This is a genomic window from Mesorhizobium sp. M1423, assembly GCF_040317575.1.
Classification (GTDB): domain Bacteria; phylum Pseudomonadota; class Alphaproteobacteria; order Rhizobiales; family Rhizobiaceae; genus Mesorhizobium.
Genome location: NZ_JAMYKU010000032.1, coordinates 15,914 through 30,264 on the forward strand (window position 1 = coordinate 15,914; position 14,351 = coordinate 30,264).

Annotated in this window: 20 protein-coding genes and 1 tRNA gene; 5 read left to right on the plus strand and 16 right to left on the minus strand. The window is 59.2% G+C overall.

Going from position 1 to position 14,351, the window contains the following annotated elements:
* The first annotated feature begins 100 nt into the window (after nucleotides 1-100).
* Nucleotides 101-679, plus strand: a complete 579-nt coding sequence (locus NKG95_RS28910) for an NUDIX domain-containing protein (protein ID WP_353043168.1) — start codon at nucleotides 101-103, stop codon at nucleotides 677-679.
* A gap of 132 nt (nucleotides 680-811) precedes the next feature.
* Here NKG95_RS28910 and NKG95_RS28915 read toward each other — a convergent pair.
* The 10 genes from NKG95_RS28915 to NKG95_RS28960 form a co-directional block, all read right to left on the minus strand.
* Nucleotides 812-900, minus strand: a tRNA-Leu gene (locus tag NKG95_RS28915).
* Nucleotides 901-957: 57 nt separating this feature from the next.
* Nucleotides 958-1,992, minus strand: a complete 1,035-nt coding sequence (locus tag NKG95_RS28920; RefSeq protein ID WP_353043169.1) for a tyrosine-type recombinase/integrase — start codon at nucleotides 1,990-1,992, stop codon at nucleotides 958-960.
* Nucleotides 1,993-1,996: 4 nt separating this feature from the next.
* Complete coding sequence (locus tag NKG95_RS28925) at nucleotides 1,997-2,353, minus strand: MarR family transcriptional regulator (protein WP_353043170.1); 357 nt, start codon at nucleotides 2,351-2,353, stop codon at nucleotides 1,997-1,999.
* 119 nt (nucleotides 2,354-2,472) lie between these two features.
* On the minus strand, nucleotides 2,473-2,838 hold the full coding sequence (locus NKG95_RS28930; protein ID WP_353043171.1) for a hypothetical protein: 366 nt from the start codon (nucleotides 2,836-2,838) through the stop codon (nucleotides 2,473-2,475).
* Between the two features lie 5 nt (nucleotides 2,839-2,843).
* A complete protein-coding gene (locus tag NKG95_RS28935) occupies nucleotides 2,844-3,302 on the minus strand; it encodes a helix-turn-helix domain-containing protein (protein ID WP_353043172.1) in 459 nt (152 codons plus the stop codon).
* Nucleotides 3,303-3,660: 358 nt separating this feature from the next.
* On the minus strand, nucleotides 3,661-4,221 hold the full coding sequence (locus NKG95_RS28940) for a helix-turn-helix domain-containing protein (protein ID WP_353043173.1): 561 nt from the start codon (nucleotides 4,219-4,221) through the stop codon (nucleotides 3,661-3,663).
* Entirely contained in the window at nucleotides 4,221-4,388 is a 168-nt protein-coding gene (locus NKG95_RS28945; protein ID WP_353043174.1) for a hypothetical protein, read from the minus strand. The genes NKG95_RS28940 and NKG95_RS28945 overlap by 1 nt, the downstream gene beginning before the upstream one ends.
* A 287-nt stretch (nucleotides 4,389-4,675) precedes the next feature.
* On the minus strand, nucleotides 4,676-4,921 hold the full coding sequence (locus tag NKG95_RS28950) for a hypothetical protein (RefSeq protein WP_353043175.1): 246 nt from the start codon (nucleotides 4,919-4,921) through the stop codon (nucleotides 4,676-4,678).
* Nucleotides 4,918-5,277, minus strand: coding sequence for a hypothetical protein (locus tag NKG95_RS28955; RefSeq protein ID WP_353043176.1), 360 nt, complete (start codon nucleotides 5,275-5,277; stop codon nucleotides 4,918-4,920). The genes NKG95_RS28950 and NKG95_RS28955 overlap by 4 nt, the downstream gene beginning before the upstream one ends.
* A gap of 175 nt (nucleotides 5,278-5,452) precedes the next feature.
* Nucleotides 5,453-6,265, minus strand: coding sequence for a GP88 family protein (locus NKG95_RS28960; protein WP_353043177.1), 813 nt, complete (start codon nucleotides 6,263-6,265; stop codon nucleotides 5,453-5,455).
* Between the two features lie 959 nt (nucleotides 6,266-7,224).
* Here NKG95_RS28960 and NKG95_RS28965 point away from each other — a divergent pair.
* From NKG95_RS28965 to NKG95_RS28980, 4 genes are all read left to right on the plus strand, one after another.
* Nucleotides 7,225-7,419 (plus strand): hypothetical protein, encoded by a 195-nt coding sequence (locus NKG95_RS28965; RefSeq protein WP_353043178.1) that lies wholly within the window; start codon nucleotides 7,225-7,227, stop codon nucleotides 7,417-7,419.
* A 136-nt stretch (nucleotides 7,420-7,555) separates the two neighbouring features.
* A complete protein-coding gene (locus NKG95_RS28970; protein ID WP_353043179.1) occupies nucleotides 7,556-7,783 on the plus strand; it encodes a hypothetical protein in 228 nt (75 codons plus the stop codon).
* Between the two features lie 4 nt (nucleotides 7,784-7,787).
* On the plus strand, nucleotides 7,788-8,033 hold the full coding sequence (locus NKG95_RS28975) for a DUF982 domain-containing protein (RefSeq protein WP_353043180.1): 246 nt from the start codon (nucleotides 7,788-7,790) through the stop codon (nucleotides 8,031-8,033).
* A 53-nt stretch (nucleotides 8,034-8,086) separates the two neighbouring features.
* Nucleotides 8,087-8,350 carry a DUF982 domain-containing protein gene (locus NKG95_RS28980; protein WP_353043181.1) on the plus strand — a complete coding sequence of 88 codons (264 nt, stop codon included), beginning with the start codon at nucleotides 8,087-8,089 and terminating at the stop codon, nucleotides 8,348-8,350.
* Between the two features lie 38 nt (nucleotides 8,351-8,388).
* Here NKG95_RS28980 and NKG95_RS28985 read toward each other — a convergent pair whose 3' ends face one another.
* The 6 genes from NKG95_RS28985 to NKG95_RS29010 all read right to left on the minus strand — a co-directional run bounded on the left by NKG95_RS28985 (nucleotide 8,389) and on the right by NKG95_RS29010 (nucleotide 14,348).
* Nucleotides 8,389-9,996 carry a DNA methyltransferase gene (locus NKG95_RS28985; RefSeq protein WP_353043182.1) on the minus strand — a complete coding sequence of 536 codons (1,608 nt, stop codon included), beginning with the start codon at nucleotides 9,994-9,996 and terminating at the stop codon, nucleotides 8,389-8,391.
* A 338-nt stretch (nucleotides 9,997-10,334) separates the two neighbouring features.
* Nucleotides 10,335-12,044 (minus strand): phage terminase large subunit, encoded by a 1,710-nt coding sequence (terL, locus tag NKG95_RS28990; protein ID WP_353043183.1) that lies wholly within the window; start codon nucleotides 12,042-12,044, stop codon nucleotides 10,335-10,337.
* Nucleotides 12,045-12,145: 101 nt separating this feature from the next.
* Nucleotides 12,146-13,627: an SGNH/GDSL hydrolase family protein gene (locus NKG95_RS28995; protein WP_353043184.1), complete on the minus strand. Its 1,482-nt coding sequence runs from the start codon at nucleotides 13,625-13,627 to the stop codon at nucleotides 12,146-12,148.
* 14 nt (nucleotides 13,628-13,641) lie between these two features.
* Nucleotides 13,642-13,902 carry a hypothetical protein gene (locus NKG95_RS29000; RefSeq protein WP_353043185.1) on the minus strand — a complete coding sequence of 87 codons (261 nt, stop codon included), beginning with the start codon at nucleotides 13,900-13,902 and terminating at the stop codon, nucleotides 13,642-13,644.
* Nucleotides 13,903-14,175: a hypothetical protein gene (locus NKG95_RS29005; protein ID WP_353043186.1), complete on the minus strand. Its 273-nt coding sequence runs from the start codon at nucleotides 14,173-14,175 to the stop codon at nucleotides 13,903-13,905.
* Nucleotides 14,172-14,348 (minus strand): hypothetical protein, encoded by a 177-nt coding sequence (locus tag NKG95_RS29010; protein WP_352844988.1) that lies wholly within the window; start codon nucleotides 14,346-14,348, stop codon nucleotides 14,172-14,174. Before NKG95_RS29010 ends, NKG95_RS29005 begins: the two co-directional genes overlap by 4 nt.
* Nucleotides 14,349-14,351: the final 3 nt, after the last annotated feature.

A 14,351-nucleotide genomic window follows, 5' to 3' on the forward strand; every position in this document is an offset into this window, starting at 1 on the left:
CAGACACGAGACGGTGAACCGGTCTCTGGACCAATTGGTGGCCCGATTGCACGAACGGCCGTTCGCGGCTACGCCTTGCCGCGGCAGCAGGGAGTCCACCATGGAAGATCGCATTCGCATCCGCTCTGAGGAAGTCCTTTCCGACGAATGGGCGGTTCTGAAAAAGACCGTCTTCGACTATCGCCGGCGCGACGGGAGATGGGAAACGCATACCCGCCAAACCTACGATCGCGGCGACGGCGCGGTGATCCTGCCTTTCGATCCGGAGCGGTCGACGGTGCTTCTGGTGCGGCAGTTCCGCTATCCGGCCTATGTCACCGGCCACAAGGAGCCGCTGATCGAGGCCTGTGCCGGCCTGCTCGACGAAGACGATCCCGAAACCTGCATCCGCAAGGAGGCCGAGGAGGAACTCGGCTACCGCCTGAAGGACGTGCAGCGGTTGTTTTCGCCCTATATGAGCCCCGGCAGCGTCACTGAGCGGCTCTGGTTCTTCGTCGCCCGCTACTCGCCCGCCGACCGCATTTCCGACGGCGGCGGCGCGCATGACGAAGGCGAGGACATCGAGGTTCTCGAAATGCCGCTCGACGAGGCGCTGGCCGGCATCCACGACGGTAGGATTATCGACGCCAAGACCATTATGCTGATCCAGCATTTGAAGCTGAACCCGATTGGGGTGTGAGGGGGCCAGAACTGGGTCGAGCGCCCGGTCTCCAGTTACGGAGACTATCAAACGAGACCAAATCTGGTGCGGACGACGGGAATCGAACCCGTACGATCAGAGATCGAGGGATTTTAAGTCCGGTGCGCAGCTTGGTGTGGGCGACGGGATTTGAACCCGTAAGTGCTTGAAACACCGGCAGATTTTAAGTCTGCTGCGTATACCAGTTCCGCCACGCCCACCTCCCACATTGTGGGGAAATCCCACCGCTCTCCCACATGGTTTCCCACACGGTCGACTTAGGATTTGCCGTTCACTACCACGAGCCTCGGAGCCGCGCCACCTTCGAGCGCGGTGAGGTTGTCGAGCAGATGGTTGGGCGCAAGGTGGGCGTAGTTCAGGGTGGTCTGGATCGACTTGTGGCCCATCCAGATTTGGACGCGACGGATGTCTATCCCACGGATGATCTGCCACGAGCAGCATGTGTGCCGCGTGGTGTAGACGACGGTGTCGGACAGCCCCGGGATGTGTTCGCGGATGTTGCGCCACACCTCAATGACCTCCCACTTGCCGATGTCGGAGAATGGCCCCGACAGGTGGCCGGTGTAGGGTCGCTGACGCTCGACCGCTTCGAGGGCGCGCTTGGTGAGCGGGATGCTCCTCGGCAGATCGTTCTTGGTCAGCTCGAAGGTCACCACGTTGCCGCGCAGATCGAGCCACCGGAAGGCGGTCGCTTCGGAGTACGGTCGGGCTCCCGTGTCGACGAGGAAGATGAACAGGTCGCGGATGCGATCCTTGCCCCACAGGGTGAGGGTCTGGATGACCAGCGCCACTTCCTCCTCGGTGAAGAACCGCAGCCGGCCCTTCTTGCCCTTCTGCCAGGGCAGATCGGGCTTGGCCACACCGGCCTGCTTGGCGAGGACAGAGATCGCGGACAGGTAGCGGTTAATCGTCTGGTTGGCGACCTTGCGCTCGTCCATCAGATGCTCGACGAACTCCAGCACGTTGCCGGTGGTGAGGGCTTCCGCAGGGCTGGTCTTCTCGCCGGCCCACTTGACGAACGTCGTGGCGTTCCTGACCTGACCGACGCAACCGTCATGGTTGGTCCAGCGGAACTTGGTGGCCGAGCGCAGAACCTCCCCCAGGGTGCCCACGTCCTTGCCACCGGTCGACTTGGATGGCCCCTCGGGCAGCACCTTGCCGGCCTTCAAGGCAGCGCGGGTCTCGAACTCCCACTTCTCCGCTGCCGCCTCGCTGTCGAACTGTTGGCGGAAGCGCTTGCCCCCGACAACGAACTCGGCCTGATAGCCGCTGCCACGCTTGGTGACCGCCATGATGTTAGCTCCCCAGAATGCTGATGAGTGTGTTGAAGACCTTGGTGCCTTTCGACGTAGGGCTGATGCGCTTAATGCGCCGGTCCATCGGGTCCTCGACGGTTGCGAGAAGGTCGTGTCCTGGCTGTCCCTTACGGTGTGTCTTGGACAGGGCCGACACGTTGCGGCTGACTGACGACGAGCTTAGCCCCGTAAGCTGTTCCAGTTCCCGCATAGTGACCCCCGGCTTGCCCATGACGTGCAGGAAGACGGCGATCTGTTGGATTTGCATTTCCGGGTCGAGTTTGCCGAACTCCTCAATGAAGGAGAGCAGTCGACGCGCGGTCTTATTCTCGGTCTGACGACCGGCAAAGGTGTTCATTGGTAGTCCCTCCACATGGTGTTGCGTGGTGTTGATTACTCCTGAGCCGCACCCTTTGCAATAAGGGGACCATCCCACGTTAGGGAAGGTCCCCCGAATGCCTCCCTGCGTTGCATCTCTTAGTCCCCGAGACGTTCCCGCAGCAGTTCGATTGGGTATGCATTGACCATCTCGATACCCACTTCCTTCAACGGAGCTGGGGCCTCGACCGAGGTAATCTGAATGTCGCGGCGGCTGGCCTGGTGTTTCAACCAGAAGCCATCGCGCTGTGTGTCGGCAACCGGATCGCCCATTAAATCAAGAGCTTCCGGGTTAGTCCTTGCAAGATAGTTCAGCACCGTGTCGTAGCCGGCAGGCACGTCAGGGCTGGTGTAGGGGTTGCTGGGTACTGCCGCGCCGACCCCCAACGCGGACCCTCCAACATTCTCTAAAGCATTCGCAATACGGGTAAGCTGAACGAGGATCGCCTCGAACGTCTGTAGCATGATAACTATTCCCTGAGTTGGCCTCTATCCCGTTTGCGGGACGGCTGGCGGGCGACTAACATTTCTTTACGATTTGTGTCTATCGGTGAACTGTCCAGTTTGGACAGGTTAGCTGATGCTTGAAGAACGAGCTTCTCCAGCCCCTTGTAGAAGCCCTTAACCAGTGGGCTGTCAGTGCCAATGAGAATCGGGATTGCCCGTCGACCGGCGTTCACCACCTTGATCCTATCCAGCTCCTCCAGAGCCTTGATGTGACGGATCACAGTGGTTCGTGGCAGGCTCGTCGCAGCAGCGAGCGCCGTCACGTCCATCGGCCTGTTTTGATAATTCCCGAGGCGGATAGCCATAAGGACGATAAGCATGTCCCGGCTTTCACCCAGAGCCGTCAACTGTGAGTTCACCCCGAGGATTAACTCGATGACGGGCACGCGCCTCTTTCTCTCTTTCGCGGTAAGGTTTGGCATGACGATCCCTTTCGAACCAAAAGGTTCAATCTGGGGTCTCCGAACCGCGACGGCGAGGGTACATTAGGACGACCTTGTGTTCTGGCCGCCCCGATGACCGCTGACCAAAGCTCTGCTACAACCCAGACATGACGCCCGCGCCTGTTAGTAGTTTCATTGTAGGCATGACCCTCTGCTTCGTTGGGGTTCTGGCCTACCACTGGTTTGGCCTCATCGCGCTGTTTGTTGTCGGCGCCATCGGGTTTCCAGCGGTGCTCGCCTTTTCCCTATACCGATTTGATTTGAAAAACCGGGAGACCCGAGAGTGGCTTAATCCGACAGACAAGGGTCCCTAGACCAGCACTGGTCAGGCTAAGGATCACGGGCGCTGCAGATGGTACCGAGCGTACTTCTGTCCGGTTGGGTCGAACTTCAGCTCGGTCACGATCCTGTGACCCAGGCGTTTCAGTTCGAGGATGCGGGCCGGTAACTGGCGGCAGCGCAGGACGCCCTGAGCCTCCAGCGACGTGATCGCACCCTTGCGACGCAGCAGATCGAGGACTGACTTGGTCATCGGTGCGCTGGGCTCCTTAGCGTCGACCACCTCGAACTCATCGCTGTAAAGGATGCCAGCGGTACCTGCGTCGTTGACCGCTTCCACCACCCCGATCTCGTGGTGAACAGGCTCGGTGACGGTCACGATGTTCCCCGTGGCGAAGCCGTCGGTATGGTCGGCCCAAGCCGGGTTGATGATGCGGATGCGCTGGCCTTTGAAGTATTCATTCTTGAGCTTGAACATGGTGTCTGCCTTTGAAAATTGCTGAAGGTTGCAACGCAAGGAATGTGCCATCTTTGGGTTGAGGTAGACGGCCCGAAGTCCCTGCTGATGGGCGAGCATCACGGCGGTCTCGCCGTCGATGAAGAGGATGGGCTGGTTCATCAGTTGATGGCGAAGCGGGAGCCGACCACCTCCCAATACTGGCCGCAGCGGGAGCGGCGCTTCGACAGGCGGGTGCCGAAGACGGCTGGTCGGTATTTGGCGATGTATTCCCTCATGAACGTGAAGGCGCGGCCCTCGGTGTGGAACTGCTCATTGATGGTGTGCATGATGTCTCCTGTTCTTGTTCCGTTCACGTCAGGCACTATTTGTCCTGGCATGAGCGAGATCGAGTTGAAGTTGAGGTGGAAGCGGACGTGGGATGATCATCCCGACGACTTCTCGGCCTTTGCCGAGGAGCAGGGAGTAGGCCGCATCTACAAAATGGCTGGTGGCCCGCAGGGTCGCCGCTGGTTCTGGACGATGAATGCCATGATCGGGGACACAGGCTTCAGCCACGGCGGGTTCGAAGACACTCCCCGCGAGGCCGCGAGGGAAGTCGAGGAAATCTGGTTCACTAGAGGTGTGGCAGTGATGGCCCGGAAGGCGCCTCGATCCTCCACGCGGTGACCCTGACGGGCTTGTCGCGAACCACGACCTTGCCACTCCAGCCGGCAAGCAGCCGGGCGACCGTGACGCAGGCCTTGCGTGTTCGGTGGAAGCCGAGGAGGCAGGACGCGCCGTTGTTGTGTTCGACCTTGAGCGCCCACTTGTTCCCGCGCTCGGTGTGAGCATCGAGCTTCTGGCAAACGTATTTGCTCATTGGTTGGGCACCTTGACGCTGAGAAGATCGGCAACCATTGCGGCCTCGTCGATGGTCTCGAAGGCATAGCTGCAGTGCGCGTCGGTGAACTTCACGCGGCGCAGGAAGGCCGGGATGAACTCCCAATCGAAGGGGACCAGATCGTCCTCCTCGCCGGTCTCACGAACGGCCACCCAAACGCGCTCAGCGATAGGGGCGAGGGCGATGCAGTCGTGGCGCATTTCACATGTGCCCCATTGGTCCCACCGGGCGAAGATCGGCGCGGCCCAAGCGGCTTGCGAGGTGCCTTCCTTCATGCGGACTTCGAGCATGGCCTCCCAGAGGCACATGGCGGCTTCACAAGTGGCGTCATTCATGACCGCACCTCAGCGACGAACGCGACGAAGCAGAAGCCCACGATGACCGACCAAAGGACGGCAGCGATTGCGATTTCCATGATGATTCCTTTCGAGGGTGACCAAGAGCGGCACCGGCCAGCAACTGGAGGCTGCCAACCGATGCGCTCAGGGAACTGTTGCGAGAGTGGAGAGGTTAGCCCACGACAAAGCCCGAGGTGTCGCGCTTGGCCGGTCCCTTGGCGTAGAGCCCGACGATGACCCCGCGAGGATCGCTGAAGCGCATGTCGGTTTCGTCGCCGTCGATCACCTCGCGGTAGAGACGGAAGCCTGTCTCAATGTTGCCGAAGGCGTCACCGGACGGCATGACGTTGTTTCGGGTTGCCTTGTTCCGGTAGACCACGGCGATGTTGGCGCCGGTCTCGACTGCAGTCTTCACCACCGCATCACGGTAGGCAAAATTTGCCTCCGAATAGGACAGTGTCAGGCTGTAGTTGGCCGGCAGCGAGCGGTAAGCCCGCTTGTAAACCTTGGTGTAATCGTAGAATTGCACCTCGGGGAACGCGTGGAAGATGGACGCGTAGTGCGCCTCGCGTTCCTGTTGGGGATGCTTAGGCTTGATGTAGCGAACGCAGGGGTGCGCTACTTCCCATTGAATGTCGCTGGTACCGTTCAGCCGCACCGCTGGCTTGACGCCCTTGCGCTCGCAGTAGCGAACGAAGGCTTCAATGTCCTTGACCAGTTCGGCCATGAACGCCGCCCGGTTGCTGAAATAGCGCCGAGTCTTGGCGATCCGAGCGTTGACGATGGAATTGAAGATGGCAGCGCGGCCAGCCTTTGAGAGGCAGCCCATTTCACAGCCTGCCGTGGCAGCCATAGGGCACACGTTGCCCATGCCCGATTGTGCAGCCGGCGCAAGGTACATGATGGCTGTTTCGTACTCGCCGGCCTTGTCACCCTTGATTGTCTTGGCGTTGCCGCCACTACGGATAAGCGTTCCGCGATACATGATGGAAACCCGTGGTTTGTGTGAGCTTGTCAATCCGCTGCACTAATGGGATTGTCCCTACAGTGGATAGACAAGGTCAAACTTGTCGCGCCGCCCGGTTCAGCCTTTCGGCCTTGCCACTGCGTTGGTTACGGTCCACCTAGTTCTTCAGCTTTCGCTCTAGGCTCTTATCTCGCAACCATCCCGGTTAAGCGCTGTCTCCCGGCTCCGCGCCAGTCTGACCTTTGGTTCCGCTGTAAGGTCGAAGGCCAGGGTGGCCTTGCCGTGCGCCGAGGGTTTGTCCCCGGCCTCGAACCAGTTGGCGTTGCCGTCTCGTTCGATGGCCCTTTGTCTCACAAGTGGGATTGTCCCGCAAGTGGGATGATTGAAAAAAACGACAGATGAGGTGCATTTTTATGCTAACATGCTGAAATTATTGAGAAAGAAAGTTTAAGAATGTTGCCGCGGATTGACCTATCGTCCCACTGAAGGGAAACAATGCGCGCCACGTATACGCGCGGAGCTAGAGAACGGGCAAGGTTTGCCGATGTGCGTTGCCGATGTGCCCCTAGCGTTGCACCTAGCGTTGAACCGTGGGGTTATCGCCGGGTCATTTTGTGACAGATTGTCAATTGGCAAAAGCACCGATTGGAAGGGAAGCGTAGGAACATTTGCCTATGCCTTGCCACTCTATGCGCCTCGATCAGTCCGCTATGTGCGCCTCATGGATCATAAGAGATACATTATCCTGTTTGCCCCATTGAAATCATTCGCCAATCTGCCGTGTTGTGGGAATGATTGTGGGACGGAAGGCGACCCGAGCGGCGCAGTGTGGGAACGAAGGGGGGCACGGGGGGTCGTCGCGCGAGCCAGTTATCCGATCACCCGCTCAGAAATTTCTACCAAACATTCCCGGCCTCGTGGTTGGAACCATTTCGTTTCGGGCGAGTTGCGGCTGACGGGGAAGGGACGCCCTGAACATGACACAGAAGAACCAGGCAGGTCATCCGTCTGTCTCCAAAGCAGTTCGGAAACTGATCCATTCGGAAGCCAATCGTCGTCACATACACAAGCTGTTAAGGCTAGCAGTCGAACCAGAACTGCCGCCGACCCTAGCATCATTACTCGCGGCTATTGATCTGGCCAAACAGGGGGCGACGGAAGAAGGTGCCTAGCGGGCTGGCTGAGCGTCAAACAGAGGCCAGCTCTGTGGTGGTTTCTTTGAAAATTTCTGCCCAACATTTTTGTTGATTTTTCCCGGCAGAGGATCATCAATGCTCCCTTGGGTTATCGCTGAGGTGGAGGCCTCGGATGAACCTTCGGATGAATTGCCGACCCAGCAAAATGACTGCCCACGAGATTGTTGAAGAGCTGATCCTACAAGCCCGTCGCGGTCAAAGCATCTCCGTCAAAGAGACCATCGCAGCGGTGCGCCGAGACGGGCCGCATCTGGTGGAAAGTGACTGCGCGCTAGTCGAGCTTATTGTCGAGATTGCCCCAGCCTTTGGCCTGTTTGTCGCGTTCGACCTCCGCGAATAGCCTCATGGCAACTCATTGGTTCTCCCCTCCGGTCTACGTCAAGACCGACCGGCCTGGGGTCACCTACGGCTGCAACAATGTCGAGGGTGCCGCCGAGGAACTCCTGAAGTGGACCAAGATGGGACCTAAGTGGCGGAAGGCTGTGCAACTATGCCTCGAGGCTGTCCAGGACCGGGCGACCCCCGAGGAGGCCCGTAAGGCCTTCGAGGCTGCTGCCAAGGAGGAGGGGGTGTTACGCTCCTCTGGCTAGGTCTCACGTCACGACGATTTGAACCATACATTACGTCGCCCTAAATTAACCCTATGACAAAGCCTATAGCGACCCGATGGTTCTCGCCAGCGGTCCCCGTTAGGACCAACCAAGGGTTCCGCTACAACGTGAACTCTGTCGAGGGCGCGGCCAGGGAACTGCTGGAGTGGAAGAAGCGTGGCCCTAAGTGGAACCAAGCGGTGCGCGTCTGCATGGCCGGTCTGGCCAACGAGATGACACCCGCTCAGGTTCGAGAGGCCTTCCTGGCTGCTGCCATTGAGGAGAACAGGCTCCTTCCTCCTATCAAGGACAAATAGGTCCCTGTCTACCCTAAGCCCCCCTCGGCTACGCCCTCTTACAGTGCAAGAGACTGTTGGCCGGTGCTGATCTTGGTATTGACGCGAGTTGGCATGTGGAACTCCCGTTTACCTTCGAGGATGTCTCGGACAGTCAACAATTGAAGGCGCGGGTACCCCACCTCGTTGTATGTATATACGCCCGCATCGGCCGCCTCGGCTCGCATTGCCTTGGATGGCTCCTGAAGACTGAGAAATCCAGCCATAGCTGCTTTTTCTCGCTCCATTGTTCCACGGAGGTCTCTAATATCGGTTGGGCGAAGCTTCCCACCTTTGACCGAAATAATCATCTCTTCTAGTGTGTTTCGTGTTTCAAAATACACGCGACCATCTATCCCTCGGTCCGCAACCTTCTTTTGCATAGGGAAGCCGCCTACTCGCTCGACAACCCAGTGTTGGAACTGGAATGGGTCGACTTTGAAGAGCTCGTCAGCCTGCTCGACGCTCACCGGGATTCCATCCAACGCAAAGTGCGCCCCCTCCGCGAGCGCGTACCGTTCCTGTAAAACTTCTCTGATCAGTTTAACGGCCAGTATGGCGATATCGCAGCCGATCCATTCTCTATGGAGCTCGTGAGCTGCGTATATTGCTGTCCCACATCCGCAAAACGGGTCGAATACGACTTGCCCCTCGTTCGTTGAGGCTGCCACGATCCGTTTCAAAAGCTCCTTTGGCTTCTGCGTAGGATAACCTAACCGCTCTTGCGACTTAGCCGGGATGGCGTCAATGTCGTCCCAGAGGCTCTGGACCTTTACGCCTTGGGACTCATCCAGGAACATCTTGAGCCGTAATGCGCCCGTGGATTTGCTTGGATAGTGGAGCCGCTTCTCTGCGTCATACGTCTTCATCCTGTCGATATCACAGGACCATCCATTGGGATGCGGATGGTAGGTTACGCCATTCGAAGCTGTGTACGGGTAATGCAGGTTGGGTCGTAGGCTCGGGCTTCGTAACGTCACGGATTGCCAATGGCGGCCGCTGGCATCCTTCTTGAAGGTGTCGTCGATGTAGTCTGCTTTGAACGGGCGATATTGCGGGTTGAAAATATATTTGTCCGAGACGGTGTAGTATAGGATCGTATCGGTGACGGCCCCAAACTTTCGCTTCGTGTCGCCGTGGGAGTGTGTTCGCCTCCAGATAATTTCGTTTCGGAAGTTCCGATGCCCAAAAATACCATCCATCATCACCTTTAAGTAATGGCTGGCAGTCGGGTCGCAGTGCAGGTAAATGGACCCTGTCGGGCGTAGGATGCTCTTCATATAGAGCAGTCGTTGGACCATATAGATCAGATACGCCAGCAGCTCCGGTTGAGTATTGCGGAGGGCCTGCATCCAGATGCTCCAAAACGCAACGTAGTGATCATCTACGCCATGCTCTCGCATCAGAACTGGCATCGTCCGAGCGATTTCCAGTTTCGTTGCATCGAGGTCCCAAGTGTCGAAGAATGCCTCCGCCTGCTCCGGCACCGGTTTGCCAGTCATATTTTTGTAGAGCAGATTGTAATTCGCGTCGGACTTAAATGGCGGGTCGAGGTAAATCAGGTCGACGGAGTGCTTCTTCATTCCCTTCATGATGGTGAGATTGTCGCCGTACCAAAGCTTGTTCACGCGGCCCCCTCCAGACATGCGCAGCGAATCAGCGAACGCCGTTTGCGACCTGCGACGATTCTCCGTGTACCGCTATATGGATAACAATTATACTACCTGATCAAGGCCCAGAAGAAGTAGTAGGTAGGGGTCTACTGTGTCCCTGTGCCCCCTCGGCTACACCCTGAGGAGAACGTCAGGGGAGCCTAAGGGGTAGCCTTGCTGTAAGGCTCTCAGGTGGCACCCTAAGAGGTACCTAAGGGTCCCTCTAGGTTCCCTCTCAGGTGCCACCCTAAGGTACATTCTAAGGGGAACCCTCGGGGATAGTCCTAGTGGTCACCCTATTCGATGGGGGTCCCTTAGAAGAACCGAGGGGACGACTGTAAGGAGGCCCCGAGGGCGTTCTCCATGAACCTAGCCAGCTCCTGATCGAACAGGTCCTGCTTCCTCTGCTCCACCGCTAGGGTCGTGTTCCTGGCCATCCATTCCAGCCAGTAGGCGACACAGCCTGCCACAGCGTCCAGTCGGTCGTCATGAGCGAGGGAGCCTCGGTTACGGGTGATCCGGGTCATCTGGTAGAACAGGCGGAACTTGTTGACCTCGTCAGGGATGAAGGCAGCGGTGCTGTCGTAGTCCCACTCGACCACCGAAGAGCAGACCACCAGACGGTGCTGGTTCATGATCGGTTCGAGGGTGTCGATGATGCGAGCTTCCTTCTGAGCCTTAGCCCATTCGGCGTCCTCTATCAGGACCGGGTACTTGATCTGCGACCGAGAGCGGAGGAGCTGAGCGAACATGCCGTCGCCGTAGTTCGGCTCGACCTTGATCACGTTCACGCCCTGCTGCTTGGCGCAGTCGAGGATCATGTCGAGGACCTTGTCGGCATAGCCGTGGCCCCTGACGGCACCCACAGCGGTGAGGTAGAGGATACCGTTGAGCATCTTCACCACAGCCCACGCGGTCTCGTCCTTGCCACGCCCCGAGGGGTCGATGAACATGCACGTTCCCTCGTAGTCGAGGAAGTCCTTGTCGTGGAAGATCGGGCGGTGGTAGCGGTCACCGGGCAGCCCAACCATCGGCAGCTTCTCGTTGACCTGTTCGGGGCCTGAGCCCCAGACGACCTCTCTCGGGGCCTTCTTCGGGTTCAATCCCATGACGATCAGATCGCCCAACTTGAGCGGGAACCTGTCCTCGTCCGAGAGGCTGGTATCGAGCATGAACTGCAGGGAGAAGCCTGAGCGGCCATAGGACAGCTCGCGCTCATTAAGATCCACTTCGGAGAACCGCTGGGGGTCTGTTGGGGCACCCACTCGGTCGGGCTTATCGTCCAACTCGCGGCCAATCAGAGGGGCCAACTTGGAGCCGTACTTGGCGCGGCGCTCCTCATCGGGATAGCGGGCCGGCCAGATGCGAACGGCGTAGCCGCGATCCGGCAAAAGGTTGTAGATCGACTGCTCGGTCTGCGGGGTGCCGAGGTAGATAATGCGACCGCCCGGCTTCAGCACGGCGTCGAACTCTTTGATCTGTTCGGACAGCTTCTCGCGCTTCAGGTGGGTGTCGGAATTGTTCGGGACTTCGATGTCGTCCGCGATCAGCACGTCGGCGCGCGATCCAGCGATCTGCGAGGTGATGCCGAGCGACTTGACGGAGGGCGCGTGAGAGGCGCGGGCAGGGCCAACGTCGAAGGAGACCTTGGACATGCGCTGGTCGCCGCGTGGCCTCAGGTGGGCCAGCAGCTCCATCTCGAAGATGAGGCGCATGGTGAAGGTCGAGAAGTCGTCAGCGCGCTGCTTGGAGGCCGATACGACGAGGATGTTGAGCTGGGGGTTGCAGTAGAGCAGCCAGCAGACGAAGGCCGAGGTGACCCATGACTTGCCGACGCCACGGAAGGCTTCAATGATCGAGCGCTTCGGGCCGTGCTGCAGGAAAGATGCGATGTCGTACTGGACCTTGGTGGGGTCCGGCAGATTCAGGTGCTTCCACACGACGTAGAGGAAGTTGCGGAAGTCCAGAAGAGGGTCTTTCTGCGTCGACAAGTGTGTCGAAGCAGCGAGGGTCTGCTTGGTCATTAAACCTTTCGGAAACGGGGCAGGGAGCGCTCAGGACGAGCGTTGTGAGCTTGGGGGCTGTTGGGTTGCTGAGCGACCTATCGCTCGTCCTGAGGCGTCTGTTAGGCCGCTATGAGCGACTCGATTGCAGGCTTGAAGGCGTCTGCCCAAAGCTGCTGGCCGGCATCGTTGAAGTGGACGATGTCGATGTAGTAGTTCGCGGACCAGTAGGCGAACTGCGGGATGTCGAGTTCCACGAGGCGCTCCGCATACGTCGCGTAGTTGGCACGGAGCCAAGCGTTGTAGGAATTGCGGTAAGTTTCCTGCTGCGCTGTCGCGGTGTCTCGGTAAGGGATCGTGGCCGCGATGAGGAGCTGGCTGGCGTGGATGCCGTTCGCGTAGGTCTGGAAGTCAGCGATGAGCTGCGCGTCCGTCCTGCCGTTGGTGAGGTCGTTGATGCCTGGGCCGCCCATGCAGACGATGTTCTTGGTGAACGCGGCGTCATACTGGTTGTTCACGCGACCGGCGACGTTCGTTGCCATGTTGCTGAGGTACTGACCGCCGACGGCCATGTTGACCGCGTAGATTGGCGTCGACACCGACTGGACCAGCTTCTTCGTCCACGTCTGGTTCTTGGAGTGGCCAGAGCCCTCGGTCCTGCTGTCGCCGTCGAAGACGACCTTGACGGTGGAGGAGGTCAGAACGTTGCACTGGGCTTTGAGGGATGCCTCGACAGCCAGGCATTCGGCATCAGACAGGGCTGCCGGATAGGCAACGTAGGCGATGATGTCGAACTCGCCATCGTAGCTGGACGGTGTGGTGGCATTCCACCTGCCGAAGCCCTTGCCGGTCACGTTGCCGGCCGCAGGGGCCGTGCCCACGAGGAACAGGGAACCGTTGACGCCGAACTGCTTACCTGTCGGACCACCTCTCCAGCGCAGAACGCACTGGTTCAAAGGCGGTACCTTTCGAGGACCCGTCCGTGTGTCGTTGAAGGGCGTGGTATTGTTGCCCCTCAGGCCGACGTTTGCCGTCGTGGTGAACAGCGACACGGTCGTCGCGTCTGCCGGGAACGAGCCGTAGTAGTTGTCGTTGAGCGAGAAGTTCGGCGAGAGCAGGTAGAACTCGGTGAAGTTCTCCTTGGCGATGGTCGGGCCGATGGTGCAGGCCGTGAACTTCGAGCTTTGGTTCTGGACGAGCGCGGAGCTGTCGAACGAGATCGAGGGCGCGCCATTGTACAGAACCTCGGGGAAGACGCCCGGCTGGTTGACCTTGGTCGCCTGCTCTTGGTGGAAGCCGTTGCCAGTCTGATCGTACCACTTGCGGAGCCCGAGAGAGCTGGCCCCACGGAACGATGTGGCGGCGGCGGTGTCGAAGTACTTCGAGCCGAAGCCAATGTCCTGCTCAACGTCATCGACTGCGCGCTGCACACGGAGGGCCGGGCCTGAGTAGGACTGGACAAGCCTTGTCGTTCCATAGACGACCGCAGGGGCCGTCGAGAGCGATGGCAGGTACACCGGATCGACAGGCACAGGCGGCGGCGCGGGCGGAGCTGCTGCGGCAGAGGTCCACAGGACGTTGCCGAGGACGCCCTGGAACAACATGTAAGGGACGCCCATTAGCTGTAAATCTCAGCCACAACGGTGCCGGAAGTGAACCCGCCCGTCTTCACGCCTACGCGGAAGTACCAAGCGGAGCCGGACACGCCAGTCTTCTCAGCGGGAGCGGTGAAGTTGTCGACGTCAAACCAAGTCGAGCTGTCCTTGGATCGCTGCACCGTAACGGTCGCCACGAAGGTGCCGCTGATCGACACGTCGAAGATGTCGCCGGCCTGGATGAGGACGGCGGGGGTGAAGGTGTTCTGTGCGGTGATGTTCACTTAGTGTCTCGGGAAATCGGGGTTGTGTTCGGAGCCGTCGAACGGGAGCCTGTCGATGATATCGTTGACCACCTTGTTGGTGCCTGGAGCGACGGTCGTCCCGGTGTGCTTGAGGAAGTTCAAGATGACATTCAGCGAAGCGGCGTCTGGGGTTACCTGAAGCGCCTCGCCGGTCTCCTTATCGACGACCGTTCGGCCATCGGTGAGGATCGTCTTGAGCTGGTTCGCGAAGGTGTCGAAGAGGTCTCCGAGGGCCTTGCTGTCGGTCTTCACTTGGGGTCCTTTCTGGTCATGTCGCGGACCTTGGCGACGATCTGAACGACGAGCCAGACCGTGCCGAGGAGGGGTGCGATGAGTGCCGCGCCATCAGACGCCATGTGGAGCCACGGGAGCCACATCGGGCTTGAGACTGCGGAGACGGCGACCGCAGCGGTGGTGTTGTCCACGGT